We start from the raw sequence: 26,008 nt of genomic DNA on the forward strand, positions 1-26,008 counted from the left end.
AATTCTCCGGTAAAGTACCGCACGATTTGTCGCTCATGCCCTCGGGTATGAGCGTTGTCGTCTGCAAGCTGCCCGCTGTACACCACTTGCCGACGGTCAAAAGATTTCCTCTAGCTGCGTCGTTTTCGTCAACTTTGGAGTGTTTACAACAATGGCAAAAATCGTCGACATCAAAGGTCGTGAAGTTCTCGACTCCCGTGGCAATCCCACCGTGGAAGCGGACGTGCTTCTCGACAACGGCATCATCGGCAGCGCTTGCGCGCCGTCCGGTGCATCCACTGGCTCGCGTGAAGCGCTCGAGCTGCGTGATGGCGACAAGAGCCGTTACCTGGGCAAGGGCGTGCTCAAGGCGGTAGCCAACATCAACGGTCCGATCCGCGATCTGCTGCTGGGCACCGACCCGAGCGACCAGAAAGCCCTGGATCACGCGATGATCAAGCTCGACGGTACCGAAAACAAGGCAACCCTGGGCGCCAACGCCATCCTCGCCGTTTCCCTGGCTGCGGCCAAGGCGGCTGCACAGGATCAGGACCTGCCGCTGTACGCACACATCGCCAACCTGAACGGCACCCCGGGTGTTTACTCGATGCCGGTTCCGATGATGAACATCATCAACGGTGGCGAACACGCCGACAACAACGTCGACATCCAGGAATTCATGGTTCAGCCGGTTGGCGCCAAGTCTTTCTCGGAAGGTCTGCGCATGGGCACCGAGATTTTCCATCACCTGAAAGCCGTGCTGAAGGCCCGTGGCCTGAGCACTGCTGTCGGTGACGAAGGCGGTTTCGCGCCAAACCTGGCGTCCAACGAAGACGCACTGAAAGTGATCTCCGAAGCCGTTGCCAACGCCGGTTACAAACTGGGCACCGACGTGACCCTGGCTCTGGACTGCGCGGCCAGCGAATTCTTCGAAGACGGCAAGTACAACCTGTCCGGCGAAGGCCAGGTGTTCACCGCTGAAGGTTTCGCCGACTACCTGAAAGGTCTGACCGAGCGTTACCCGATCATCTCGATCGAAGACGGTCTGGACGAGTCCGACTGGGCTGGCTGGAAGATCCTCACCGACAAGATCGGCGAGAAGACCCAACTGGTCGGCGACGACCTGTTCGTGACCAACACCAAGATCCTGAAAGAAGGCATCGATAAAAAGATCGCCAACTCGATCCTGATCAAGTTCAACCAGATCGGCACCCTGACCGAAACCCTGGAAGCCATCCAGATGGCCAAGGCTGGCGGTTACACTGCCGTGATCTCGCACCGTTCGGGCGAAACCGAAGATTCGACCATTGCCGACCTGGCCGTGGGCACTTCGGCTGGCCAGATCAAGACCGGCTCGCTGTGCCGTTCCGACCGCGTTTCCAAGTACAACCAACTGCTGCGTATCGAAGAGCAGTTGAATGGCAAAGCCAAGTACAACGGTCGCTCCGAGTTCCGCGGCTGATCGCTACATGTTAAAAAGACACCGGATTGTGTCGGAAAAGTCGTGACAGCGATGGATTTGCCACTAATCTGATGCCTTATATGCACAAGCCTGGATATTCCAGGCTTCGTGCTATCAGATGCTTCAAAGTTTTTGCGTGGCTGTCTTTTTTCACTGGATACCTGATATTCGATGCGCAGTCCTTACTGGTTGTTTCTCGTCTTGCTCTTGCTGCTGGCCGGTCTGCAGTACCGCCTGTGGGTGGGTAATGGCAGTCTGGCGCAGGTTGCCGAACTGAATCAGCAGATCGCTGATCAACACGCCGAGAACGAAGCCCTGCTGGAGCGCAACCGGGTGATGGACGCTGAAGTCAGCGAGTTGAAGAAAGGCATGGAGACCGTTGAAGAGCGGGCTCGTCACGAACTGGGCATGGTCAAGGACGGCGAAACCCTTTACCAGTTGGCCCAATGATCGATTCCCTGCCGGCCTTCTGGGCCGTGATTCCTGCCGCGGGCGTCGGTGCCCGTATGGCTGCGGACCGTCCCAAGCAATACCTGCAACTGGGCGGGCGCACAATTCTCGAACACAGCCTCGGCTGTTTCCTCGATCACCCGAGCCTCAAGGGGTTGGTGGTCAGTCTTGCTGTCGATGATCCTTATTGGCCGACCCTGGCCAGCGCCAGCGATCCGCGAATTCAACGGGTCGATGGCGGCGCCGAGCGTTCTGGTTCGGTGCTCAACGCCTTGCTGCATTTGCACGCGCAAGGTGCCGACGATGAGGATTGGGTGCTGGTGCACGATGCGGCACGGCCCAATCTGAGCCGTGACGATCTCGATAAGTTACTTTCAGAACTTGCCGACGATTCAGTGGGCGGCCTGCTGGCCGTGCCGGCGCGCGACACCCTGAAGCGGGTCGACAAGCACGGTCGTGTGGTCGAAACCGTGGATCGCAGCGTGATCTGGCAGGCCTATACGCCGCAGATGTTTCGCCTCGGTGCACTGCACCGCGCGCTGGCGGACAGTCTGGTGGCTGATGCGGTGATCACCGATGAAGCCTCGGCGATGGAGTGGGCCGGTATGGCGCCGCGTCTGATCGAGGGCCGTGCGGATAACCTGAAAGTCACCCGCCCGGAAGATTTGGAATGGTTGCGCCAGCGCTGGGCCAACCGTCGTTAAATCCGGTACTCGGGCCGCTCGGCCAGACCTTCCTTAAGAAAATCCACCAGTTTGCGCACCTTCGGCGAAAGGTGCCGTTGCTGTGGATACAGCGCCCACACCGCCGTATTTGGCGGATGATGCGCTTCCAGCAGTGAGATCAATGCACCGCTGTGCAGGTGCTCCAGCACGTAATAGTCCGGCAACTGACACAAACCCACGCCCTGCAGCGCTGCATCCAGCACCGCTTGCCCACTGTTGCAGCGCCAGTTTCCCTGCACCCGCTGGGAAAATTCCCGCCCATTTTGCTCAAGCTGCCAGATGTCCGAGCTGCCGATCAGGCAATTGTGCCGGCTCAGTTCCGACAAACTGTGTGGCCGACCGTACCGTTCGAGGTAGGACGGCGATGCGCAGAGGTACATGCGCCGTGGGGCCAGACGAGTCGCCACCAGCCGGGAATCCTGAAGACGCCCGAGGCGGATCGCCAGGTCCAGGCCTTCGTGGACCAGATCGAGTTGCCGGTTGGTCAGTTCGATATCGATGCGCAGTTGTGGATAGTGCCCCATGAACCGGGTCACCAGCGGCACGATGAAGCGCTCGCCGTAGGCTACGGCGCAGGTCATGCGCAGCATGCCTTTGGGCTCGCTGGTCAGATCACCGACCGCACGCAACGCTTCTTCGCGACCGTCCTGCAGTCGTTGGCAATGTTGCAGGAAGGTCTGGCCGGCTTCTGTCAGCGTGACGCGCCGGGTGCTGCGGTAGAGCAGTCGTGTCTGCAAACGTTCTTCCAGTCGTACGATTTGTCGACTGATGTGCGAGGAAGAAACGCCCAAGCGTTCGGCAGCAGCGGTGAACTGGCTGCATTCGGCAACGGCGACGAACTCGTCGATGCCTTCCCAGCGGTTTTCGGACATCAGGATTATCCCTGTATGGCAATAATGTTTTGCTTTTGTCCGGATTATTCATCAATCAGCGCTGGACTACACTGCCAGTCTGTTTTTTTATTCAATGGATTCACTGGAGAGTCAGCATGATCAAGTCGCGCGCCGCCGTTGCCTTTGAGGCCAAGAAGCCGCTGGAAATCGTAGAAGTCGATGTCGCCATGCCCAAGGCCGGTGAAGTGTTGCTGCGCGTGGTGGCTTCCGGGGTTTGCCACACTGACGCCTACACTCTGTCCGGTGCTGATCCGGAAGGTATCTTCCCGTCGATCCTCGGTCACGAAGGTGGTGCCATCGTTGAAGCGATCGGCGAAGGCGTGACCTCGGTGGCCGTCGGCGACCACGTGATCCCGCTGTACACCCCGGAGTGCGGCCAGTGCAAATTCTGCAAGTCGGGCAAGACCAACCTGTGTCAGGCGATTCGCGCCACCCAGGGCAAGGGCCTGATGCCGGACGGCACTTCGCGCTTTTCCTACAAGGGCCAAACGATTTTCCACTACATGGGTACCTCGACCTTCTCCGAGTACACCGTGCTGCCGGAAATCTCCGTGGCCAAGATCTCCAAGGATGCACCGCTGGAAAAGGTCTGCCTGCTCGGTTGCGGCGTGACCACCGGTATCGGTGCGGTGATCAACACCGCCAAGGTCAAACCGGGTGACACCGTGGCCATTTTCGGTCTGGGCGGTATCGGTCTGTCGGCGGTGATTGGTGCGGTGAAGGCCAAGGCCGCTCGCATCATCGCCATCGACATCAACCCGGCCAAGTTCGAAATCGCCAAGCAACTGGGCGCTACCGACTGCGTGAACCCGAAAGACTTCGATCGTCCGATCCAGGAAGTGATCGTCGACATGACCGATGGCGGCGTCGATTTCTCCTTCGAATGCATCGGCAACGTGCAACTGATGCGCGCAGCCCTTGAGTGCTGCCATAAAGGTTGGGGCGAGTCGGTCATCATCGGCGTGGCCGGTGCCGGTCAGGAAATCGCTACCCGTCCGTTCCAGCTGGTGACCGGTCGCGTCTGGCGCGGTTCGGCGTTCGGCGGCGTGCGTGGTCGTACAGAGTTGCCAAGCTATGTCGACATGGCTCAGAGCGGCGAAATCCCGCTGGATACCTTCATCACCCACACCATGGGCCTGGAAGACATCAACAAGGCCTTCGACCTGATGCACGAAGGCAAGAGCATCCGTACCGTCATTCATTTCTGATCAATCGCGATGCCACGGCTGCCAATGTGCAGCCGTGGCTGCGTAGGAGTCCTACATGAGTCTGGAAAACATCTCCTGTCAGAAGAGTTTCGGCGGCTGGCACAAGCGCTATCGCCATCGCTCCGAAGTGCTGGGCTGCGACATGGTGTTCGCCGTGTACCTGCCGCCGCAGGCAGAGCAGGGCGGCAAGCTGCCGGTGCTGTACTGGCTGTCGGGCCTGACCTGCACGGACGAGAACTTCATGCAGAAGGCCGGAGCCATGCGCATGGCAGCCGAACTGGGGTTGATCATTGTGGCGCCGGACACCAGCCCTCGTGGCGCGGATGTACCGGGTGACCCTGATGGAGCGTGGGATTTCGGCCTGGGTGCCGGGTACTACCTGAACGCCACGCAGGAGCCATGGTCGCGACACTATCGGATGCATGACTACGTCGTGCAGGAATTGCCTTCACTGGTTGAGGCGCATTTCCCGGCGTCGGACAAGCGCAGCATCAGCGGCCACTCCATGGGCGGTCACGGTGCATTGGTCTGTGCGTTGCGCAATCCGGGGCGTTACCAGTCGGTTTCTGCGTTTTCACCGATCAACAACCCGATGGATTGCCCGTGGGGTCAGAAGGCGTTCTCCCGTTATCTGGGCGAAGACCGTTCGAAATGGCGCGAGTGGGATGCCTGCGCACTGATCGCCGAGGCGCACGAGAAACTGCCATTGCTGGTCGATCAGGGTGACCGTGACGATTTCCTCGCCACCCAGCTCAAGCCGGAAGCGCTGCAACAAGCGGCAAAACAGGCGGGGCATCCGCTGACGTTGCGCCTGCAACCGGGCTACGACCACAGCTATTTCTTCATCGCCAGCTTCATAGACGACCACTTGCAGCATCACGCACGCGCTCTAAAGGGCTAATGCAGGTAGAATCACGCCCTGACAAAATTCGGGGCGTTTTTTTATGCGTATTGGCCACGGCTATGATGTGCACCGTTTCGCTGAAGGCGATTTCATTACTCTGGGCGGCGTGCGAATCGCACACGGCTTCGGGCTGCTCGCTCACTCCGACGGTGACGTCCTGCTGCATGCCTTGAGCGATGCCTTGCTCGGTGCGGCGGCGCTGGGTGATATCGGCAAGCACTTCCCGGACACCGACCCGCAATTCAAGGGCGCCGACAGCCGTGTGCTGTTGCGTCACGTGGTCAGCCTGATCCACGCCAAAGGCTGGAAAATCGGCAACGTCGACAACACCATCGTTGCCCAGGCCCCGAAAATGGCCCCCCATATCGAATCGATGCGCGCGCTGATTGCCGCGGATCTGCAAGTAGAACTGGATCAAGTGAACGTGAAAGCCACCACCACCGAGAAGCTCGGCTTCGTCGGTCGCGAAGAAGGCATTGCCGTGCATTCCGTTGCCTTGTTGCTGCGCGCATGAACGAACTGCAACTGCTCGGCCCGCGGGCCTATGGCGACGCCCTCGGCACCGCGGTACTGAAAGCCATCGCCGAAGATTTCCAGGTCGACGAAGTCCTCGACATTCCGTTCAGCGGTGACGGCGAGCACCTGTGGATCTGGGTAGAAAAGCGCGGTCTGAACACCGAAGAAGCGGCACGACGCATTGCCAAGGCGGCCGGCGTGCCGTTGCGCACGGTCAGCTATGCCGGCCTTAAAGACCGTCAGGCGCTGACCCGCCAGTGGTTCAGTGTGCAACTGCCGGGCAAGGCTGACCCGGACCTGTCGGCGGCGGAAAACGATACGCTGAAGATCCTCAAGACCACCCGCCACAAGCGCAAGCTGCAACGCGGCGCGCATTCGGCCAACGGTTTTACCTTGCGCCTGACTCAGTTCAATGGCGACAAAGCCGCCATCGACGAGCGCCTGCAACAGATTGCCAAGCAAGGTATTCCGAACTACTTCGGTGCCCAGCGTTTCGGTCATGACGGTGGCAACGTCGTCGATGCCCGTTCATGGGCGGCGCGGAAGGCTTTGCCGGAGCAGCGCAATGTGCGCTCGCGCCTGCTGTCGACCGCACGCAGTTTTCTGTTCAACCAAGTGCTGGCGGCACGTGTTGCCGATGGTACCTGGCAGCGCGCCCAGGTCGGCGATCTGCTGGCCTTCACCGACAGCCGCAGCTTTTTCCCGGCGGGTGTTGCCGAGTGCAGCGACCCGCGCCTGGCGATTCTCGATCTGCATCCGACCGGTCCGCAGTGGGGCGAAGGTGACTCACCGGCCGCCGGCGCTGTCCATGATCTGGAGCAGGCAATCGCCGCACGCGAGGCGGATCTGCGCGATTGGTTGATTAATGCCGGTATGAGCCACGAACGTCGTATCCTGCGGCTGCCCATTGGCGGGTTGACGTGGCATTATCCCGAGCCTGACATTCTGCAACTGGAATTCGTCCTCCCGGCCGGATGCTTCGCCACCGTATTGGTGCGCGAACTCGTTGATCTGGTGCCGGTGGGGCAGACGGACAGCCCATGCGTATTCTGATTTCTAACGACGATGGGGTGACTGCGCCCGGTCTTGCCGCGCTCTATGCTGCGCTGGCGGATTACACCGAATGCGTGGTTATCGCCCCGGAACAGGACAAGAGCGGTGCCAGCAGTTCGCTGACGCTGGATCGTCCGCTGCACCCGCAATACCTGGCCAACGGTTTCATCAGTCTCAACGGCACGCCGACCGACTGCGTGCACCTGGGGCTCAACGGTTTGCTGGAACGCGAACCGGACATGGTGGTCTCGGGCATCAACCTCGGAGCCAACCTGGGTGACGACGTGTTGTATTCCGGGACAGTGGCGGCGGCCCTTGAAGGCCGCTTTCTTGAGCGCCCATCGTTTGCCTTCTCGCTGGCTTCCCGGCAGGTGGACAATCTGCCCACCGCCGCCTACTTTGCGCGCAAACTGGTCGAAGCCCACGCCGGGCTCGATCTGCCACCGCGCACGGTACTGAATGTGAACATTCCCAATCTGCCGCTTGATCACATTCGCGGCATTCAGCTGACGCGCCTGGGCCATCGCGCTCGTGCGGCAGCGCCGATGAAAGTGGTCGATCCCCGTGGCAAGGCCGGTTACTGGATTGCTGCCGCCGGCGATGCCGAGGACGGCGGTCCGGGCACCGATTTCCATGCGGTGATGCAGGGCTACGTTTCCATCACTCCGTTGCAGCTCGATCGCACCTTCAATGATGCTTTCAGAAGTCTCGACGGCTGGCTGGAGGGGCTCAACTGATGGCTCGTGAACAAGACGACCGGTTGCGCAGCGGCATCGGGATGACCTCCCAGCGCACCCGTGAACGCCTGATTCAGCGTCTGTATGAAGAAGGGCTGTCTAACGCCAACGTGCTGGAAGTGATCCGCCGTACGCCGCGTCATCTCTTCGTCGACGAAGCGCTGGCGCACCGTGCCTATGAAGACACCGCGCTGCCGATCGGCCACAACCAGACCATCTCCCAGCCTTATATGGTCGCGCGCATGAGCGAGTTGCTGCTCGAGGCGGGGCCGCTGGACAAGGTGCTGGAAATCGGCACCGGTTCCGGTTATCAGACGGCGGTGTTGTCGCAACTGGTCGAGCGGGTGTTCTCCGTCGAGCGGATCAAGGTGCTGCAGGACCGGGCCAAGGAACGCCTGGTCGAGCTCAACCTGCGCAACGTGGTGTTCCGCTGGGGCGATGGCTGGGAAGGCTGGCCGGCGCTGGCGCCGTACAACGGCATCATCGTCACGGCCGTGGCGACCGATGTGCCCCAGGCGCTGCTCGATCAGCTGGCACCGGGCGGGCGGATGGTCATCCCGGTCGGCTCAGGCGAAGTTCAGCAATTGATGTTGATCGTGCGCGAAGAAAACGGCTTCTCCCGACACGTTCTCGGGGCGGTGCGTTTCGTGCCATTGCTCAACGGGCCGCTGGCCTGAGCATTTGTTTTTCGGCGCTGAATTCCTTGCGAGTGCACCTGTCTTACAGCGGCACCGTTTGTTTAAACAGAATTCATCGTCCATGAGCAAACGTGTGCGCCGAGCGATAACGCTTCATTAAAGGTAAAGCCGGATTTGCCCGTTATACTTGCGAAGCTACACGCCGAAATCGGCATTCCACATTTTTTCAGCCACCACAAAGGGAGCGGCGGGTGAGTCTCACAGTCATTGCGCAGCGTATGGGTAACACGAGCTTTCAGCGCCTGGTGACTGGCCTTGTCTTGAGCACCTTGCTGGTTGGTTGCTCCAGCACCAAATCGAACAACGTTCGGGTCGTCGATCGCAACAATGCGGTCGCCCAGCGTCCTACAGTGACGACCGGACAGTATGTAGTCCGTCCGGGCGACACGATGTTTTCCATCGCGTTTCGCTATGGCTGGGACTACAAAGCCCTCGCTGCCCGGAACAATATTCCTACGCCGTACACGATCCATCCGGGTCAGACGATTCGCTTTGACGGGCGCCCGGGTTCAACGTCGACTGCCGTGGCCAGCAGCAGTGGTTCGGCGCCGTCTTCGTCGAGCAGAACCACGATAATCCGGCGCCAGGCAAATGGCACGACCACCACCACAACCACCGGTTCCGGGGCCCCTTCGACGACCGTTGTACCGTCCGTCGCCAACAAGCCGGCACCGGCTCCATTGCCTCCACCGGGCCCGGCCCCGACCGGCTGGGGATGGCCATCTAATGGCATTCTGATTGGTAAATTCTCTTCAAACGGTAGTTTGAATAAAGGAATTGATATCGCCGGAGATTTGGGACAGCCTGTTTTAGCTGCGTCTGATGGGACGGTGGTTTACGCCGGGAGTGGCTTAAGGGGCTACGGCGAATTGGTCATCATCAAACACAGCGAAACCTACGTCAGTGCTTACGGACACAACCGTCGGCTGTTGGTACGGGAGGGGCAGCAGGTCAAAGTCGGACAGACAATTGCCGAAATGGGGTCAACGGGTACAGACCGGGTGAAACTGCATTTTGAGATTCGCCGACAAGGTAAACCTGTAGATCCGCTGCAGTTCCTGCCAAGACGTTGATTTGCAGACCAGCCTGTTTCTTCACGTAGAGGGGACAGGCTCCAGCGTTGCCAAGGATAAAGGCGTCGCTTGAGCTTGGGGTCGAACTCACCAAAGGACTATAACAATGGCTCTCAGTAAAGAAGTGCCGGAGTTTGACATCGACGATGAGGTTCTCCTGATGGAGACCGGCATCGATTCGGATTCGATGTCGAATGATGAAGGGGCTGCTCCACCTTCCGTTCGTGCCAAATCCAAACACTCCGCTTCACTTAAGCAACACAAGTACATCGACTACACCCGGGCACTCGATGCCACGCAGCTGTACCTCAACGAAATCGGCTTTTCCCCATTGCTCTCCCCGGAGGAAGAAGTTCATTTTGCGCGTCTGTCGCAAAGTGGCGATCCCGCCGGGCGCAAGCGCATGATTGAAAGTAACCTGCGGCTGGTGGTCAAAATCGCCCGGCGTTACGTCAATCGGGGGCTGTCGCTGCTGGATCTGATCGAAGAGGGCAACCTCGGACTGATCCGCGCGGTGGAAAAGTTCGATCCCGAGCGCGGCTTCCGCTTCTCGACCTACGCGACCTGGTGGATCCGTCAGACCATCGAGCGCGCGATCATGAATCAGACCCGGACCATCCGGCTGCCGATCCATGTGGTCAAAGAGCTCAACGTGTACCTGCGGGCCGCACGGGAGCTGACGCAAAAGCTCGATCACGAACCTTCACCCGAAGAAATCGCCAACCTGCTGGAAAAACCGGTGGGCGAGGTCAAGCGCATGCTGGGCCTGAACGAGCGGGTTTCTTCGGTCGACGTCTCGCTGGGTCCGGATTCGGATAAAACCCTGTTGGACACCCTCACGGATGACCGTCCGACCGATCCTTGCGAACTGCTGCAGGACGACGATCTGTCGCAGAGCATCGATCAATGGCTCTCGGAGCTGACCGACAAGCAACGCGAGGTAGTCGTGCGCCGCTTCGGCCTGCGCGGTCATGAGAGCAGCACGCTGGAAGATGTAGGCCTGGAGATCGGCCTGACCCGGGAACGGGTGAGACAGATCCAGGTGGAAGGCCTCAAGCGCCTGCGTGAGATCCTCGAGAAAAACGGCCTGTCGAGCGAGTCGCTGTTTCAGTAAGCGTCCTGCATGATCGCCCGCAAAAAGCCCCGACTGGTTCGGGGCTTTTTGTTGTCCGGCTTTGGCGTGCGGCCTGGAACCTGACGACCGGTCGTCATTTCCCGGGTTTGTAGTCTCGCGGTGTAAGCCCTGGCTTACTCTTTCGTAAGTGTTCGTTATTTTTACACTGCGGAAGACATCCATTGGGCTGTGAGGTAATGTGTAAGCTTTTGATTTATATGAATATTTATAAATATTTAATGCTTATGACACAAGGTTTTACCGGAACGGACCGGTTGCCCGAACCGGGGAACTCTTTAGTATCTGGGTTGTGTCGACGGATAGACACGCCCTTCAAGGAGGAAGGGAATGGACATCGCAGGACGCGATTCATCAGGACGATGAAAAGGAACACAGGGAATAGGGAAAAAATGTGGGCGGGTCAAACCGCCCCTTTTTTTTGCCCGAAGAAAAGCAAAACCCGGAAAAACAAAAAGGCCCGCAAGGGGCCTTTTCTTCAAACGCGGGACAGATCAACGTTCGAGGTCTTTGATCTTGCCTTTGACGCCATCCCACTCTTCGGCGTCCGGCAGCGATTCTTTCTTCTCGGTGATGTTTGGCCAGATCTCGGCCAGCTCAACGTTCAGTTGAATGAACTCCTGCATTTCTTCCGGAACTTCGTCCTCGGAGAAAATGGCGACGGCCGGGCATTCCGGTTCGCACAGGGCGCAGTCGATGCACTCATCCGGGTGAATCACCAGGAAGTTCGGGCCTTCGTAAAAGCAGTCCACCGGACAGACTTCTACGCAGTCGGTGTACTTGCACTTGATGCAGTTGTCGGTGACGACGAAGGTCATTTCTAATTTTCTCCTCAGGCGGCGGCAGCGTTGCCCCTTCACGGTTGGGGTCGCCAGGTTCGGGAGCGATGTCTGCCAGCCAGGCTAATAGCCAGCAGCATCCCGAACCGCGCGAGATTCTAACAGCTTGAAGCCGTTTGCGTTATATCCGGTTCTTCGGTGCTTAGATCCGGTTCTTAAGTGCATATAACATTTCGAGTGCCCGACGCGGCGTCACGTCATCGAGATCCAGTTTGGCCAGTTCATCCAGTACCGGGTGCGGCAGGCTGGCAAACATGTCGCTTTGCTGCGGCGTAGCCGGTTTGCCTTTGGCGGCAGGCTTCGGCGCCTCATGGGGCAGCGCGGTGTCTTCCAGTCGGCTCAGATGCTCGCGCGCGCGCACGATCACTTCGCTCGGTACACCGGCCAGTTGTGCCACCGCCAAGCCATAGCTCTGGCTGGCCGGCCCCGGCAACACATGGTGCAGGAACACGATGCGTTCGTTGTGCTCGGTGGCGTTGAGGTGCACGTTGGCCACCAGAGGCTCGGCTTCCGGCAACACGGTCAGTTCGAAATAGTGCGTTGCAAATAGAGTATAGGCACGCAAATGTGCCAGTCGCTCAGCCGCCGCCCATGCCAGCGACAAACCGTCGAAGGTGCTGGTGCCGCGGCCGACCTCGTCCATCAGCACCAAGCTGCGCTCGGTGGCGTTGTGCAGGATGTTGGCGGTTTCGCTCATTTCCACCATGAAGGTCGAGCGCCCGCCGGCCAGGTCGTCGCTGGAGCCGATCCGGGTGAAAATCCGGTCTACCAGCGACAGCTCGCAACTGGCCGCCGGCACGAAGCTGCCGATGTGAGCCAGCAGCACGATCAATGCAGTCTGACGCATATAGGTGGATTTACCGCCCATGTTCGGGCCGGTAATCACCAGCATCCGGGTGTTGTCGTCCAGGCTCAGATCGTTGGCCACGAACGGTGTGGTCAGCACTTGCTCGACCACCGGGTGGCGACCCTGGGTAATGCGCATGCACGGCTCGCTGACGAAGGTCGGGCAATTCAGGTCGAGATTCAGTGCTCGCTCGGCGAGGTTGCTCAGCACATCCAGTTCAGCCAGCGCACCAGCGGTGTCCTGCAATGGCGGCAACTGGCTGATCAGATCTTCCAGCAGCGCTTCGTACAGCATCTTCTCGCGAGCCAGGGCACGGCTCTTGGCCGACAGCGCCTTGTCTTCGAATTCTTTCAGTTCCGGAGTGATGAAGCGCTCGGCACCCTTGAGGGTCTGACGGCGAATGTAGTCTGCCGGTGCCGATTCAGCCTGCTTGCTCGGCAGTTCGATGAAGTAGCCGTGGATACGGTTGTAGCCGACTTTCAGGTTGGCCAGGCCGGTACGGGCCTTTTCCCGGGCTTCCAGATCGATCAGGAACTGACCGGCGTTTTCGCTCAGCGATTGCAGCTCGTCGAGCTCGCTGTCGTAGCCGGTTTTCAGTACGCCACCGTCACGGATCACTGCCGGTGGGTTGTCGATAATGGCTTTTTCCAGCAGCGCCGCCAGTTCCGGGTAAGTGCTGGTGGTGGTCGCCAGACGTTGCAGATGCGGCGCTTCCAGGTCGGTCATCGCCACTTGCAGTTCAGGCAGGGCACCGAGTGCATCACGCAGGCGGGCGAGGTCGCGAGGGCGGGCATTGCGCAGACCGATCCGCGCCAGAATCCGCTCGATGTCGCCGATTTCCTTGAGCTGCGGTTGCAGGCTTTCAAAACGATAGCGGTCGAGCAGGCAAGTGATCGAGCTTTGGCGCGCCAGCAGCACGGTCAGGTCGCGCAACGGGCGATTGAGCCAGCGGGTCAGCAAGCGGCTGCCCATGGCCGTCTGGCAACGGTCGACCACCGATTGCAGGGTGTTGTCGCGGCCACCGGCCAGGTTGGTGTCGAGTTCCAGGTTGCGACGGCTGGCGCCGTCCAGCACCACGGTATCGTCCAGCCGCTCATGACGCAGGCTGCGCAGGTGGGGCAGGGCGGTACGCTGGGTTTCCTTGGCGTAGGCCAGCAGGCAACCGGCAGCGCCGATGGCCAGGGTCAACGTCTCGCAGCCGAAGCCTTTGAGGTCCTGGGTTGAAAACTGCTGGCAAAGACTTTTCAGCGCCGAATCGCGCTCGAAATCCCACGGCGCACGGCGACGAACGCCACGGCGTTTTTCCGCCGGCAGGTCCTTTGGCCAGTCATCCGGGATCAGCAACTCGACCGGGTTGACCCGCTCAAGCTCCGCCAGCAGGTTTTCCCAGCCCTTGATCTCCAGCACGGTGAAGTTGCCGCTGGTGATGTCCAGCACCGCCAGACCGAACAGGCGCTCGTCCCCCAGCACCGCCGCGATCAGGTTGTCGCGACGCTCATCAAGCAGTGCCTCATCGCTGACCGTGCCCGGGGTGATGATCCGTACCACCTGACGCTCCACCGGGCCCTTGCTGGTGGCCGGGTCGCCGACCTGTTCGCAGATCACGACCGACTCGCCGAGCTTGACCAGCTTTGCCAGATAACCTTCAGCCGCGTGATACGGAATCCCGCACATCGGAATCGCCTGTCCCGCCGACTGCCCGCGAGCGGTCAGGGTGATGTCCAGCAACTTGGCCGCCTTCTTTGCGTCTTCGTAGAAGATCTCGTAGAAGTCGCCCATGCGGTAGAACATCAGCTGGTCCGGGTGCTGATTCTTCAGGCGCCAGTACTGCTGCATCATCGGGGTGTGGCTGGAAAGGTCGATATTCAAAGGCTTTGGCTCGGTCTGTCTATTTGACAATGGTCAAACGGCGAATTCTACAGGGATTTTTCGGTGTTGTTGGCCGCTCTGCAAAATCGATTTCACGTCACCGCAGATAACGTGCCGTTATCTTGGAATCGGTATGCCCGCCAAAGATCCGTGTGTGATTACGTTTACGCATTGAGCTCTGCGGTTTCCTTTCAAGCACGCCGACCATCCTTTATAAAGATCCGCAATCGTATGAAAATTATGCAAAAATGCGAAATTTCAGCGCGAGCAAAAGAAATGGATAATCAAAACTCTCTGCTTTCATTCTACGTCTGCCCTTCAAACGGCTCATCGCTTGAGACCTCTGGAAACGGGCTGAAAGGAGCGCAACAGAGCTATCCGTTTTTACGGGAAGTTGATGGGGACATTCCTGATTTTCGGGCTGACGATAATTTTTCCAACGGAGGCCTGGCATCTCTCGATATGTATGACTTCGATGGCGCCAGGACCGTTTACAGAAACTTTCTTTCCTGGATGTTTCGAACATTTGCTGTTGATGAGGATGCATTTCGACTCGACTTGGTCAGCCGGCTTAATCTCAAGCCGAATTCACGCGTTCTTATTACAGGATGCGGGATAGGTGATGATGTATTTGCCGTGCAAAATTGTCTCGGGCCGGAAGGGGCTATCTTTGCATCAGATTTGGCGCCAGAGATGGTGATGTCAACGTACGACACTTTGACCAAACAAGCCGGTGCAGGGCGCTGCCAAATAAGTTTAAGCGTTGCTAACGCGTGCAACTTACCTTTCGAGGATGGATTTTTTGATGCCGCTTTCCATTTCGGTGGCATCAATTTGTTTGATGATGTGAAAGGGGCGATAGCGGAGATGGCCCGTGTTACAAAAAATGGCGGCCGTGTCGTATTTGGAGACGAGGGGGTAGCTCCGTGGTTGCGTGAAACCGATTATGGACGCATGGTAATCGCCAATAATTACCTGTGGGCGCATGAGGCACCACTCGGATTACTGCCATTCTCGGCCATTAACCCTTCCGTAAGTTGGGTCCTCGGGAACTGCTTTTATGTAGTCCAGTTCGACAAGAGTGCGGAAGGCCCCTATATCAATCCAGATATTCCTCATGTTGGTCGGCGCGGCGGTACTATGCGGACTCGGCATCTTGGGCAGCTGGAAGGTGTGGATCTCAAGCTCAAAGAAGAGGTCGTCAAGTCTGCGGCGGCGCAGGGTATAAGCGTCGCGGAGTGGCTTGAGAAAGCAATTGAAAATACGCTCGGTTCGAAGCCGTGATCCAGGTTGATCAACTTTGCCGCGCATTAAGTCGTGTCGACTGTTAATGCGCGGCTGATCGTTATGAATTGATAGGGTTTGGTGTGGCAGCCTTTATGAGCTGACCAGCTCGGCTACGGCAAACCCTTCTTTTCCGAAACCATTGCCATTGTAGAAACACCATGTCTTACCGTGAGCAGAAATGGCGGCGGCATACATGATGCCTTCCGAGTCAAAGGATCCAGGTGTTACGTCAAGCCCAAGTTCCCTGTCTTTTCGCGACCATTGTCTGCCGTCGGAAGACGTTGCGTATCCCATTCTGTACGCTCGCAACGAACGACTTCTCACCGAATAGAAAAGCGAATAGCTGCCGTCTTCCTGTTGTGTGACCCATGGTCGTCCAAACCCGTGCTCATCTGGCTCGGTGATTGGCAAGACAGTTTCGCCCCTCGGACCCCAGTCAACGCCATTGGATGATTCCAGGTATCGAAGTTCATAGACGGGCATCTGCTTTCCGTCGATTTCTTCCCACTCCGATCCGGCGACGTACCACATCTTGAAAATGCCACTTTCAAAGATGACGAATGGACCTCCACGGAAATATCTCTCATCTTCGCTACGCTCCAGTGCAGCCGTTTCGCGGACGCGGCGAAAAGTTTCTCCGTTGTCGTCGCTGACAGCCACTCCGGTCAACAACCTGTAGCGGATAGTTTGACAGAGTTCAAAACCGGCGTAGTAAAGAAATAGCCGTCCATTTGGGCCCCGCGTTACGCTGCAAGTGATCAGCCCGTGATCGTCGAAATTGCCGGGGGCACCGACCTCAAGCAGAGGGGATTCTTCAATGCGAAGAATGCGCAATGGGTTTCTCGCGTCGACATCAACGAATCCTGGGCGACCGATCATGTCGGCGTCGCAGAGCGTTACAAAAACCCGAATCGTATCGTCATCGAGTAAGAAAGGCGTGGGAACCATTGCATGGGTCTGTGCCGACATCAGCTTGCCGGTCGGTGCATAAACGATCCCAAGTTTTTCCCACAACATGTACATCTCCTCACCCTTATGCTGATTTGGTGCGTAGTGTACCAAAGGAAATCCCTAGGCCTATCAGCCATCAGCTGTTGTTACAGATACTCCCGAACGTCGGCGCCGAGGCCGATGTTTTTGCATACGTGTAGCGTGTTGCCGAGTTTTTTGAAGGATCGTGCATGAGTCCAATTTGCCGTGGTGGGTTCACGAAGCCGGACGTATGTCTTGCCATCATCGCAGACGGCGACCGCGGATTGATCGCATGGCAAAACCCTGCTTTATGCAAATCAGCATTTGTCTTCCCGAAAAACTTCAAGCACTATGCGCGTTATGCAAAAACGCAACGTATCCTCCGTCTTAAGAGCACTGCTCGATCAGCACGGGATCTCCCCCACGGAGCTCCACCGTCGCACCGGCGTGCCTCAATCCACTCTCTCGCGGATTCTTAGCGGGAAGATCGTCGATCCTTCGGATAAGCACATCTCGAAGATCGCCGAGTACTTCGCCGTGAGTACCGATCAGTTGCGCGGGCGCGCGGATGTTGCGCCGGTCGCGGGCGGCGGCCGCGAGGAGTTGCATTCCGAACTCAAGGACATAAGCCTGTGGGACGATGACACGCCCGTCGATGACGACGAGGTGTCGGTGCCCTTCCTTCGCGAGGTTGAATTGGCTGCTGGATCAGGAAGATTCGTCATCGAAGAGAGCGAACGCTCCAGCCTGCGCTTCGGCAAGCGCAGCCTGCGCCATAACGGCGTTCAGTTCGACCAGGCCAAATGCGTGACCGTACGGGGCAACAGTATGTTGCCGGTACTGCGTGACGGCGCCACCGTCGGTGTCAACGCGGGCAAGTGCGGGATCGGTGACATCATTGATGGCGACCTTTATGCGATCAACCACAACGGCCAATTGCGGGTGAAGCAACTCTATCGCCTGCCTACCGGCATCCGTCTGCGCAGCTTCAATCGCGATGAGCACCCGGACGAGGACTATAGCTTCCAGGATATGCAGGAAGAGCAGATCGTCATCCTCGGTCACGTCTTCTGGTGGGGCATGTACGCCCGGTAACGATCCCTCTCTCAGATAAAACCCGCCCACGGCGGGTTTTTTTTCGCCTGAAGAAAACCGGGCAACCCTTGATTGGCGGGGCTTTCATGCACTCGCGCATTTCGCGCGCATAAATAAATGCATTTACGCATTGACTGTATATGCATCCATGCATATCCTTGCCACCAAGCCGCTCGACAAAGCGGCTGGCAACAACAGCTCTTTAGTTCCACAAGAACAGGCAGCGATGAACCGGCCTCAACGGTTCAGAGGGTTGGCAACTGACCCGGGTGTGCAGCGTAAAGCACCAGAAGCAGTTATCCGGCGGGCAGGGACCGCGGTCGGAAAAAACAATTTGAATGGACTCGTACCGCGCCAGTAGCGCCGAAAAGTCAGCTTCCTTCACGTACACAGGATTGAAGGAAGGCGAAGGAGCGCATTACTGAAAAGCCCGGTCAATGACCGGGCTTTTTGGAATGCCTGCCAACGCAGTAATCGCAGAGAAAAACGTAATCGCTCGTTGTACCTGGCTGTAAGCCCATGTTCAGGACAATCAAACCAGAAGGGAAACACATGAAACGATATGTACTTGTAAACGCAGCCTACGCAACCACTTTTATGCTGGTTGAGCAAGTGTTGGATACCGATGAAGGCAAGCCGGCCAACTCGGACGCGGGGCTATGGATCGATGTCACAGGCGACACGACAGCTCAGGTGGGGTGGAAGGCCAAATCGTACTTTAACGGGTCGTCGGACTCGTGGGTCTTCACCGAACTGACGGCTGAAGAGCGGATTCAAATGGTGACCGGACAGTGCGAGAAACGCTATGACGAAGCCGCTCGCTGGTTGAAGTTCAACCCCTTGCAATACAAGGTCCTTCTGGGTGTTGCCTCACCTGCCGAACAATCTGCATGGGTTGCCTACCAGGAGTACTACGTCGCTGTCAGCGAAGTGAAGAGTCAATCCGGTTATCCGACCACCATCAACTGGCCGGTAGCTCCCTTCTAGTTCAAGACGCGGGAGCGCATTACTGAAAAGCCCGGCCACCGAGCCGGGCTTTTTGGAATGCCTGCCTGATATTTACTCCGCTCTAGACAATGGAGCGTACGTTCAGGAGAGCAAAACCAAGGGCGATATTCGCCAGTAAAGATTAAAGGGAGAAGTAGATGAATCGCTATGCGTTGGTTAAAACCGATTATTCGAAGCCGTTCAACAAAGTCACGCAGATTGTGGACGCTGAAGTAGCCCCAACGGACGGGGATGGTTTGTGGGTTGAGATCACCGCAAACACCGCTGTTCAGGTGGGATGGAAAGCGACAACTACAAATTATGTTGACTGGGTCTTCAGTGAGCCAACCGTCCAGGACCTCGAAAAAGATGTGGCCCAGACCGCTCTGGAATTGCTGACGGCTGCCAGCAAGTGGCTGTTGGTACATCCGCTGCAATACAAAGTCGACCTCAGCGTTGCCACACCTGAAGACCAGACTCAGTTGCTGGCTTACAAGCAGTACTGCATTGATCTGGGCGATATGTCGAAACAGTCCGGCTATCCGTACACAGTTACCTGGCCGGTGGCACCGTTCTGATCCGGTCGCATCGGCCAGCCGTTGCATCAGGAGCGCACTACTGAAAAGCCCGGCTTCAGCGCCGGGCTTTTTGGAATGCCCGCCTCGAGAGAAACCGTTTGAACTCAATACACAACACTCATCAATCACCTACGGAGGCGTGACATGACAAACGAGCAACAAGCGTTGGCGGACATGCCGATCTGGTTGGTCATCCTCCTTGCCGTGGCCGGCGGGGTCTCCGGCGAAATGTGGCGCGCCGACAAGGACGGTGCCCGTGGCTGGCCACTGCTGCGCCGGCTGGCCTTGCGCTCCGGCGCCTGCATGATCTGCGGCGTCTCGGCGATCATGCTGCTGTACGCCGCCGGCATGTCGATCTGGGCCGCCGGCGCCTTCGGCTGCCTGACTGCCATGGCCGGCGCCGACGTGGCCATCGGTCTGTACGAACGCTGGGCCGCCAAGCGCATCGGCGTCTGCGAAGTTCCGCCACCGCGCGATCCACAGTAACCCACCCCTTTCTTGCCTCGCTGCACGCCGTGCGGCGGGACTGCGCGTGGATATTTGAAAAGGAGGTCATGCATGCCCGCACCGATCCGGCAGCCTTCGCAGCTGTTCACGGCGATGGCGACAGCCTTGCGCAACAACGCCGACCTGAACGTGCAGGTCGGCAATCACGACGACTTCACGGCACCCGGCGACAAGGCCTGGGTGCTGATCGACATCGAACGCAATGCACCGGGAGAGCGCGCCGCCAATGGGCGCATTGCCCACGTATTGACGCTGTCCCTTCAGGTTATTCCGGCCATTTCCGCCACCGCGTTTGCCGCGTGTGACCTGATCGCCGCCCTGAAGAACCTGATCACCGACAACCGCTGGGGCCTGCCCGGCGATCAATGCGATCTGCCGATGAATCTCGATGGTTTGCCGTCACTGGCGATTCGCGCCTATCAGCCCAACAAGGCCTGGACCCTGACTTTCAACCAGACCCTCTACCTCGGTCCGACCTTGCTTGACGACCCGCTCGGCACCCCGAAATTCGCCCGCACCTGGGAAGTCAGCGACATCGACGACCCCGACCAATACACCTCGCTGGAGGCCTGACCGATGTTTGACGCGTTACTGCGCATGCAACTGGGCCCGATCATCGAGCGCCTGGCCGAGATGGAAGCAGAGATCGAAGACCTGCACCGACGCGCCGAAAGCTATTGCCGCATCGGCATTTGTCAGGAAGTCGACGCTGCGAGCAACACCTGCAAGGTCAGCCACGGTGGATTGCTCACCCCGGCCATCAAGTTCTTCAACCCGAGCGCCGGCGCGCAGAGCGAGTCGCGGATTCCCAGCGTGGGCGAACAGTGTCTGTTGCTCAACTACGGCAGCGGCGAAAGCGGTGCGCAAAGCGTGGCGTTGTTCGGCTTGAACAGTGATCGCTTTCCACCCGTTGCGACCATCCCCACGTTGACGCGACGGGTGCATGCCGATGGCAGCGAAAGCGGCTACGACGACGCCACGCACACCCTGCACTGGCAAAACGGCCCGGCAGCCTTCAGCGGTTCTCGCGAATCCCTTGAACTGAGCATCGGCCCGGCGCGGCTGGCGATGACGCCGCAAGCGATCAACCTGCAACTGGGCGCCACCGGGCTGACCATCGACGCCTCGGGCGTGCACTTCAGCGGCCCGTTGGTGGATCACCAGGGTCGCGTCATCAGCCCCTGAATCAAGAGCCTCCCATGATCGGAATCGATAGAGACATCGGGGCCACGGTCGACGACTGGCTGCAATTCGTGCAGCGCGCGACACGAGCCCTGACCACGCCGCTGGGCACCCGGCAAAAAAGGCCCCTTTATGGTTCATTGATCCCCACGCTGCTGGGGCAAAACCTCGGCGATGACGTCCTGCTTCTGGCCCAGAGCCACGCCGCGCAGGCGTTCTACAACCCGCAGAACGGCATCGGCGATTTCCAGCCCGGCGTGATCGTCGCCACCCGACAGGGCGCCGGCCTGCTGCTGCGTTTCGCCGGCACCTGGAAAAACCGCCAACAGACTTTCGAGGTCGTGACATGAGCATGTTGATCCCTGGCCAGAACCAGTTGGCCGAACCTTCGCTGATCAAGGTCGAGGCCTTCGAGGATTTGCTGGCCGAGTTCAAGACCTTCGTCCTGGAATACGTCGGTACCCGTTCGCCGCAGAGTGCTGCGAAACTCAAGACCAGCCTGGAAAACGAAAGCGAACTGCTGACCATGGCGCTCGAAGCGTTTTGCGTGCGCCTGCAGACCCACGAACGCAAATACAACGCCCGCATCAAGCAGATGCTGGCGTGGTGGGCCACCGGTAGCAACCTCGATGCGCGGCTGGCGGACATGGGCCTGGAGCGGCAGTTGCTCGATCCCGGCGATCCCGCGGCGTTCCCGCCGGTACCCGCGATCTACGAAAGTGACGATGACGCCCGGTTGCGCTACTACCTGGCGCCCCATGCGCCGGCGGCGGGTTCGCGGATGCAATACCGCCGCGAAGTGTTCACCCTCGGCGAGCGGCCGTTGGTGAAAGTCGAATCCACCGATGCCGGCGTCGTCGACGTCACCTACACCTTCGCCCCGGACGGCCTAGCCGCACAGGTCAAGGATGGCAATGGTCGCCGCACCGCACCCGGAGAAGTGCAGGTGACTGTGCTGTCCCGCGATGCCGACGGCACACCGTCCGCTGCATTGCTCGACGGCGTGCGCCAACACTTCGCCCGTCCCGATGTCTGCCCGGAAACCGACAAGGTCACGGTCAAGGGCGCCGAGATTCAGCGCTACAAGATTCGCGTCGTGGCGAAGATCAATTCCGGCCCGGATTCGGGCCTGACCAAAGTTGCCGCCGAGCAGCATCTGCAAGCCTACGCCGACAGTTGTCATCGCCTGGAAGGCCGGGTCGACCCGAGCTGGATCGACTACACGCTGCACAGCGCCGGCGCCGTGCAACTACAGATTCTTGAACCGCTGACACCTATCGTGTGCACTGCGTTTCAAGCGCCTTACTGCGCGGCGGTCGAAGTCGAGGTGCAGACGCTATGACGGACCAGACACCGCGTCCGACCCTGCTGCCGGCCAACAGCTCGGCGCTGGAACGGGCGCTCGATATCGGCTTCGGCACCTTGCTTGACCGCATCGTGCCGCCGTTTCCCGAACTGATGAACCCGAGCGAAACACCGGCCGCGTTCCTGCCGTATCTCGCGGCGGATCGCGGAGTGGCCGAATGGAGCACCGACGCACCGGAGGCGGAAAAGCGCCTGACCGTCGAACTGGCGTGGCCCACTGCGCGCCAGGCCGGCACTCGCAAGGCACTGGAGAACGCCGCCAAGGGTTTGCAGCTGAGGCCTGAAGTCCGGGCCTGGTACGAACAGACTCCGCCCGGCGAACCCTACAGTTTTTCCGTGCGGGCCTTCAGCGAACAACCCTATAGCGAAGAAATCGACGCCCGTCTCGACCGACGCCTGGCCGATGCCAAGAGCGAACGGGACGTGCTGTCGGTGTCGGTCGGCCTCAGCGCCTTCGGCTCTCATGTGATCGGCGCCGCAACCTTCTGCGGTGAACTGACCACGGTCTATCCGGTGTTCCTCGAAGGCCTCGAAACCTCCGGTGAAGCCTTCATGGCGGCCGGTCTCTACACCGTCGAAACATCCACTATTTATCCTCAGGGGGCCTGAATGGCTGACTATTACACCCTGCTCACCAACGCAGGGATTGCCTACGAAACCGCCTGCAAGGCAGCGGGCGTGCCGATCAAGCTGACGCAGATTTCCGTCGGCGATGGCGGCGGCGCGGTCTACAACCCGGCCGCGACAGCTACGGCGCTGAAGCGCGAAGTCTGGCGCGGACCGCTCAACGCGCTGTTCCAGGACGAGAAAAATCCGAGCTGGCTGCTCGCCGAAGTCACCATCCCGCCGGACGTCGGCGGCTGGTACGTGCGTGAAGCCGGGCTGTGGACCGACACCGGCATTCTCTACGCCATCGTCAAATACCCGGAGTCGTTCAAACCGGTGCTGGCCACGTCCGGCTCGGGCAAAGAGTTCTACATCCGCTCGATTTTCGAGACCAGCAATGCCTCGCTGGTGACGCTGCTGATCGACGACACCGTGGTCAAGGCCACTCGTGCGTGGGTCATGAGTTACCTCGCCGAAGAACTCGGCAAACTCGATGGCAAGCAATCGGTGCGCGTCGCCGCCACCGCCAACGTGGTGTTGAACGGTGCGCAGCAGATCGACGGTGTGGCGGTGATTGCCGGCGACCGCGTATTGCTGCCGAACCAGACCCTGGCCAAGGACAACGGCCTGTGGATCGTCGCCAACGGCGACTGGGTTCGGGCCAACGATGCCAACGTCAGCGCCAAGGTCACACCGGGCCTGACGGTGATGGTGGAAGAGGGCACGCTCAACGGTGATTCGCTGTGGCACCTGACCACCAACGCGCCGATCACCCTCGGCACCACTGCGCTGACATTCAAGATGCTCGCGGGGCGCACCGGGATTGCTGCCGGGACCTACAAAAGTCTGAGCGTCGACGAGTATGGCCGCGCAACAGCCGGCTCGAATCCCGACACGCTGGCCGGCTTCGGCATCAAGGACTCCTACACCAAGGCTGAAGTCGAAGCGCTGATTGCCAAGGCCTCAGCGTTGCCGGTGGGGTCGATCGTGGCGTTTCCTGTCGATACGCCGCCGCCGGGTTTTCTGGAGCTGGACAACAGCGTCAAGAGCAGCGCGACCTACCCGGACTTGAGCGCTTATCTAGGTGGCAAGTTCAACAAAGGGGATGAGGGCGTTGGTAACTTCCGGTTGCCGGAAGCGCGTGGGGAATTTTTGCGCGGTTGGGATCATGGGCGTGGGGTGGATGCGGGGCGCGGTCTCGGCAGCTTTCAGGCAGACGATTTCAAGTCCCACAACCATCCTCCAAGTACCAATCGCCCTGGCTTCATGAGTAACGAATATCCTGTTATTCAGGCATACCACGGCACTAACTCTTCGGGTACGCCATCGTATTCCGGAGAAGGGCAACAGATGGCCGCTACCGGCGTACGCGGTGGTAGCGAAACTCGCCCACGCAACATCACCGTCATGTGGTGCATCAAAGCGTGGAATGCTCCGGTCAATCAGGGAAACATTGATGTAGCGGCACTGGTCAAGGAAGTTTCCCGTTTGGGATCTGCCGTTCCGGTGGGTGCTGTCATGGCGTTTCCGACGGGTATTGTGCCGCCCGGTTTTCTTGAGCTGGATGGCAGTGTGCAGAGCACTGCGACCTATCCGGATCTGGCCGCGAATCTTGGTACGAAATTCAACAAGGGTGATGAGGGGACCGGGAACTTCCGGTTGCCGGAGTCTCGCGGTGAGTTCCTGCGTGGCTGGGATCATGGGCGCGGCATCGACGCGGGACGCGGCATTGGCAGCTATCAACTAGGCCAGAACGAAAGCCACAATCACCGTTATTTTGACACTGCAAGGGCCAACATTGACCCCTATGGGGCATCAGCACTAGGCGTCGTCAACGGTGTCACTCAGCCAATCGCTGAAGGTGGCTTTCTGAGCTCTGCAGGTGCTGACAACGGCCAGTTGGTCGCTACTACTAACACAGTTAATTCTGGTGGAAGCGAAGCCCGCCCCCGCAACCTCGCCGTCATGTGGTGCATCAAGGCCTGGAACGCGCCGATCAATCAGGGAAGCATCGATGTAGCTGCGCTGGCCAAGGAAGTCTCGCAGCTTAAATCTTCTGTTCCGGTGGGTGCTGTTCTGTCGTTCCCAATGGGTGTCGTGCCTGCCGGCTATCTGGAACTGGATGGCAGTGTGCAGAGCATTGCGACCTATCCGGATTTGGCGGCTTATCTCGGAACAAAATTCAACAAGGGGGACGAAGGCGCGGGTAATTTCCGCCTGCCAGAGTCTCGCGGTGAGTTTCTGCGTGGTTGGGATCATGGACGGGGCGTGGATGCTGGACGGGAGCTGGGAAGTTTCCAGAAAGCAACGCTGCTAGCGTGTGACGCAATTACTCCTGACCTTCTAGCAAAACAAGACACCACCGTAGCATTCAAACTTGGCACAACTCTTTCCGAGAATAGCCATTCGTACATTGGTGGAGATGTTGTCAGCAAGACTGCTTATCCTGAAACAGGAATCACCATCAGCACGAGCGATAACTCTGGAACGCAGTATCTGGATACGCCGGCTATTTTTGATCGTGGCAATCTGGTTGGCACCCGTCCGCGCAACCTGGCGGTCATCTGGTGCATCAAAGCCTGGAACGCGCCGGTCAATCAGGGAAGCATCGATGTCGCAGCGTTGGCACCTCTGGCCCAACAAGCGACCGAAAACAAACAAGGGACGGCCAAAGTGGCCACCCAGGAGCAGGCCGATACCGGGGCTGACGACACGACAATCGTGACGCCGAAAAAACTTCGTTGGGGGTTCCAGATCCTCAAGGCCATCAACGGTTACATCATTTTCCCCTCTTGGCTGGGTGGCCTGATCATTCAGTGGGGCAGGGTTTCCGGAAATGGTGGTACGGACATCGCCACCGCATTCCCGATCGCGTTTCCCAATGCCATGTACAGCCTGAACGCGACATTGAACTACACCCCAGGGTCGGCAGTGAACGGGTATGTGGATGTCGGTGTGTTAAATCTCACTGCGTTTTATGGAAAACATACCTTTCCCGGAGTCACGGTCTTTCATTGGGTCGCGGTGGGTAGTTAAGGAGAACT

26 protein-coding genes are annotated in these 26,008 nt (G+C 58.9%); 22 read left to right on the forward strand and 4 right to left on the reverse strand.

Annotated elements, in window-relative coordinates; translation table 11 throughout:
* Window positions 1-151: 151 nt before the first annotated feature.
* From eno to ispD, 3 genes are all read left to right on the forward strand, one after another.
* Entirely contained in the window at window positions 152-1,441 is a 1,290-nt protein-coding gene (gene eno, locus M5B98_RS25095) for a phosphopyruvate hydratase (RefSeq protein WP_248744304.1), read from the forward strand.
* Window positions 1,442-1,612: 171 nt separating this feature from the next.
* Window positions 1,613-1,891 carry a cell division protein FtsB gene (gene ftsB / locus M5B98_RS25100; RefSeq protein WP_003222158.1) on the forward strand — a complete coding sequence of 93 codons (279 nt, stop codon included), beginning with the start codon at window positions 1,613-1,615 and terminating at the stop codon, window positions 1,889-1,891.
* Window positions 1,888-2,595, forward strand: coding sequence for a 2-C-methyl-D-erythritol 4-phosphate cytidylyltransferase (gene ispD / locus M5B98_RS25105; RefSeq protein ID WP_248744305.1), 708 nt, complete (start codon window positions 1,888-1,890; stop codon window positions 2,593-2,595). Before ftsB ends, ispD begins: the two co-directional genes overlap by 4 nt.
* Here ispD and M5B98_RS25110 read toward each other — a convergent pair.
* Window positions 2,592-3,488: a LysR substrate-binding domain-containing protein gene (locus tag M5B98_RS25110; RefSeq protein WP_248744306.1), complete on the reverse strand. Its 897-nt coding sequence runs from the start codon at window positions 3,486-3,488 to the stop codon at window positions 2,592-2,594. The two genes, ispD and M5B98_RS25110, sit on opposite strands and share 4 nt — an antisense overlap.
* A gap of 116 nt (window positions 3,489-3,604) precedes the next feature.
* Between M5B98_RS25110 and M5B98_RS25115 the strand changes: the two genes are divergently transcribed.
* The 8 genes from M5B98_RS25115 to rpoS all read left to right on the forward strand — a co-directional run bounded on the left by M5B98_RS25115 (window position 3,605) and on the right by rpoS (window position 10,812).
* On the forward strand, window positions 3,605-4,717 hold the full coding sequence (locus M5B98_RS25115) for an S-(hydroxymethyl)glutathione dehydrogenase/class III alcohol dehydrogenase (protein ID WP_115076730.1): 1,113 nt from the start codon (window positions 3,605-3,607) through the stop codon (window positions 4,715-4,717).
* Between the two features lie 55 nt (window positions 4,718-4,772).
* Window positions 4,773-5,618: an S-formylglutathione hydrolase gene (gene fghA / locus M5B98_RS25120; RefSeq protein ID WP_248744307.1), complete on the forward strand. Its 846-nt coding sequence runs from the start codon at window positions 4,773-4,775 to the stop codon at window positions 5,616-5,618.
* Window positions 5,619-5,661: 43 nt separating this feature from the next.
* Window positions 5,662-6,135, forward strand: a complete 474-nt coding sequence (gene ispF / locus M5B98_RS25125; protein ID WP_042606995.1) for a 2-C-methyl-D-erythritol 2,4-cyclodiphosphate synthase — start codon at window positions 5,662-5,664, stop codon at window positions 6,133-6,135.
* Window positions 6,132-7,190 carry a tRNA pseudouridine(13) synthase TruD gene (gene truD, locus M5B98_RS25130; RefSeq protein WP_134825650.1) on the forward strand — a complete coding sequence of 353 codons (1,059 nt, stop codon included), beginning with the start codon at window positions 6,132-6,134 and terminating at the stop codon, window positions 7,188-7,190. Before ispF ends, truD begins: the two co-directional genes overlap by 4 nt.
* Entirely contained in the window at window positions 7,178-7,927 is a 750-nt protein-coding gene (surE, locus tag M5B98_RS25135) for a 5'/3'-nucleotidase SurE (protein WP_085712856.1), read from the forward strand. The genes truD and surE overlap by 13 nt, the downstream gene beginning before the upstream one ends.
* Window positions 7,928-7,968: 41 nt before the next feature.
* Entirely contained in the window at window positions 7,969-8,604 is a 636-nt protein-coding gene (locus M5B98_RS25140) for a protein-L-isoaspartate(D-aspartate) O-methyltransferase (protein ID WP_169432601.1), read from the forward strand.
* Window positions 8,605-8,816: 212 nt separating this feature from the next.
* Window positions 8,817-9,698, forward strand: coding sequence for a peptidoglycan DD-metalloendopeptidase family protein (locus M5B98_RS25145; protein WP_248744308.1), 882 nt, complete (start codon window positions 8,817-8,819; stop codon window positions 9,696-9,698).
* Window positions 9,699-9,804: 106 nt separating this feature from the next.
* The gene (gene rpoS / locus M5B98_RS25150; RefSeq protein WP_007954831.1) at window positions 9,805-10,812 is read left to right on the forward strand and encodes an RNA polymerase sigma factor RpoS; all 1,008 of its coding nucleotides are present in this window, start codon (window positions 9,805-9,807) and stop codon (window positions 10,810-10,812) included.
* A gap of 512 nt (window positions 10,813-11,324) precedes the next feature.
* On the opposite strand, the gene fdxA is transcribed toward rpoS, so the two are convergent.
* Both fdxA and mutS read right to left on the reverse strand, forming a co-directional pair.
* Window positions 11,325-11,648 carry a ferredoxin FdxA gene (gene fdxA / locus M5B98_RS25155; protein ID WP_007908827.1) on the reverse strand — a complete coding sequence of 108 codons (324 nt, stop codon included), beginning with the start codon at window positions 11,646-11,648 and terminating at the stop codon, window positions 11,325-11,327.
* 163 nt (window positions 11,649-11,811) lie between these two features.
* Window positions 11,812-14,355 carry a DNA mismatch repair protein MutS gene (gene mutS / locus M5B98_RS25160; RefSeq protein WP_248744354.1) on the reverse strand — a complete coding sequence of 848 codons (2,544 nt, stop codon included), beginning with the start codon at window positions 14,353-14,355 and terminating at the stop codon, window positions 11,812-11,814.
* 261 nt (window positions 14,356-14,616) lie between these two features.
* Here mutS and M5B98_RS25165 point away from each other — a divergent pair, with 261 nt between their 5' ends.
* Window positions 14,617-15,669 (forward strand): class I SAM-dependent methyltransferase, encoded by a 1,053-nt coding sequence (locus M5B98_RS25165; protein WP_248744309.1) that lies wholly within the window; start codon window positions 14,617-14,619, stop codon window positions 15,667-15,669.
* A 93-nt stretch (window positions 15,670-15,762) separates the two neighbouring features.
* Here the strand turns inward: M5B98_RS25165 and M5B98_RS25170 are convergent, their stop codons facing one another.
* The gene (locus M5B98_RS25170; RefSeq protein WP_248744310.1) at window positions 15,763-16,689 is read right to left on the reverse strand and encodes a hypothetical protein; all 927 of its coding nucleotides are present in this window, start codon (window positions 16,687-16,689) and stop codon (window positions 15,763-15,765) included.
* A gap of 315 nt (window positions 16,690-17,004) precedes the next feature.
* Here M5B98_RS25170 and M5B98_RS25175 point away from each other — a divergent pair, with 315 nt between their 5' ends.
* The 10 genes from M5B98_RS25175 (at window position 17,005) to M5B98_RS25220 (ending at window position 26,000) form a co-directional block, all read left to right on the forward strand.
* On the forward strand, window positions 17,005-17,739 hold the full coding sequence (locus M5B98_RS25175) for a helix-turn-helix transcriptional regulator (RefSeq protein WP_085712860.1): 735 nt from the start codon (window positions 17,005-17,007) through the stop codon (window positions 17,737-17,739).
* 552 nt (window positions 17,740-18,291) lie between these two features.
* Complete coding sequence (locus M5B98_RS25180) at window positions 18,292-18,726, forward strand: tail fiber assembly protein (protein ID WP_248744311.1); 435 nt, start codon at window positions 18,292-18,294, stop codon at window positions 18,724-18,726.
* A 158-nt stretch (window positions 18,727-18,884) separates the two neighbouring features.
* Complete coding sequence (locus M5B98_RS25185) at window positions 18,885-19,304, forward strand: tail fiber assembly protein (protein ID WP_085697348.1); 420 nt, start codon at window positions 18,885-18,887, stop codon at window positions 19,302-19,304.
* A gap of 144 nt (window positions 19,305-19,448) precedes the next feature.
* Window positions 19,449-19,790: a phage holin family protein gene (locus M5B98_RS25190; protein WP_065259216.1), complete on the forward strand. Its 342-nt coding sequence runs from the start codon at window positions 19,449-19,451 to the stop codon at window positions 19,788-19,790.
* A 72-nt stretch (window positions 19,791-19,862) separates the two neighbouring features.
* Entirely contained in the window at window positions 19,863-20,384 is a 522-nt protein-coding gene (locus tag M5B98_RS25195; protein ID WP_248744312.1) for a hypothetical protein, read from the forward strand.
* 3 nt (window positions 20,385-20,387) lie between these two features.
* On the forward strand, window positions 20,388-20,996 hold the full coding sequence (locus M5B98_RS25200; RefSeq protein WP_248744313.1) for a phage baseplate assembly protein V: 609 nt from the start codon (window positions 20,388-20,390) through the stop codon (window positions 20,994-20,996).
* Window positions 20,997-21,010: 14 nt separating this feature from the next.
* Window positions 21,011-21,343 carry a phage baseplate protein gene (locus tag M5B98_RS25205; RefSeq protein WP_248744314.1) on the forward strand — a complete coding sequence of 111 codons (333 nt, stop codon included), beginning with the start codon at window positions 21,011-21,013 and terminating at the stop codon, window positions 21,341-21,343.
* A complete protein-coding gene (locus tag M5B98_RS25210; RefSeq protein WP_248744315.1) occupies window positions 21,340-22,335 on the forward strand; it encodes a baseplate J/gp47 family protein in 996 nt (331 codons plus the stop codon). The genes M5B98_RS25205 and M5B98_RS25210 overlap by 4 nt, the downstream gene beginning before the upstream one ends.
* Window positions 22,332-22,967 carry a phage tail protein I gene (locus M5B98_RS25215; protein ID WP_248744316.1) on the forward strand — a complete coding sequence of 212 codons (636 nt, stop codon included), beginning with the start codon at window positions 22,332-22,334 and terminating at the stop codon, window positions 22,965-22,967. Before M5B98_RS25210 ends, M5B98_RS25215 begins: the two co-directional genes overlap by 4 nt.
* Complete coding sequence (locus M5B98_RS25220; RefSeq protein WP_248744317.1) at window positions 22,968-26,000, forward strand: phage tail protein; 3,033 nt, start codon at window positions 22,968-22,970, stop codon at window positions 25,998-26,000.
* The last annotated feature ends 8 nt before the right edge of the window (window positions 26,001-26,008 follow it).

The sequence above is a fragment of the Pseudomonas sp. MWU12-3088 genome (assembly GCF_023242405.1).
In the GTDB taxonomy this organism is placed as follows: domain Bacteria; phylum Pseudomonadota; class Gammaproteobacteria; order Pseudomonadales; family Pseudomonadaceae; genus Aquipseudomonas; species Aquipseudomonas kribbensis.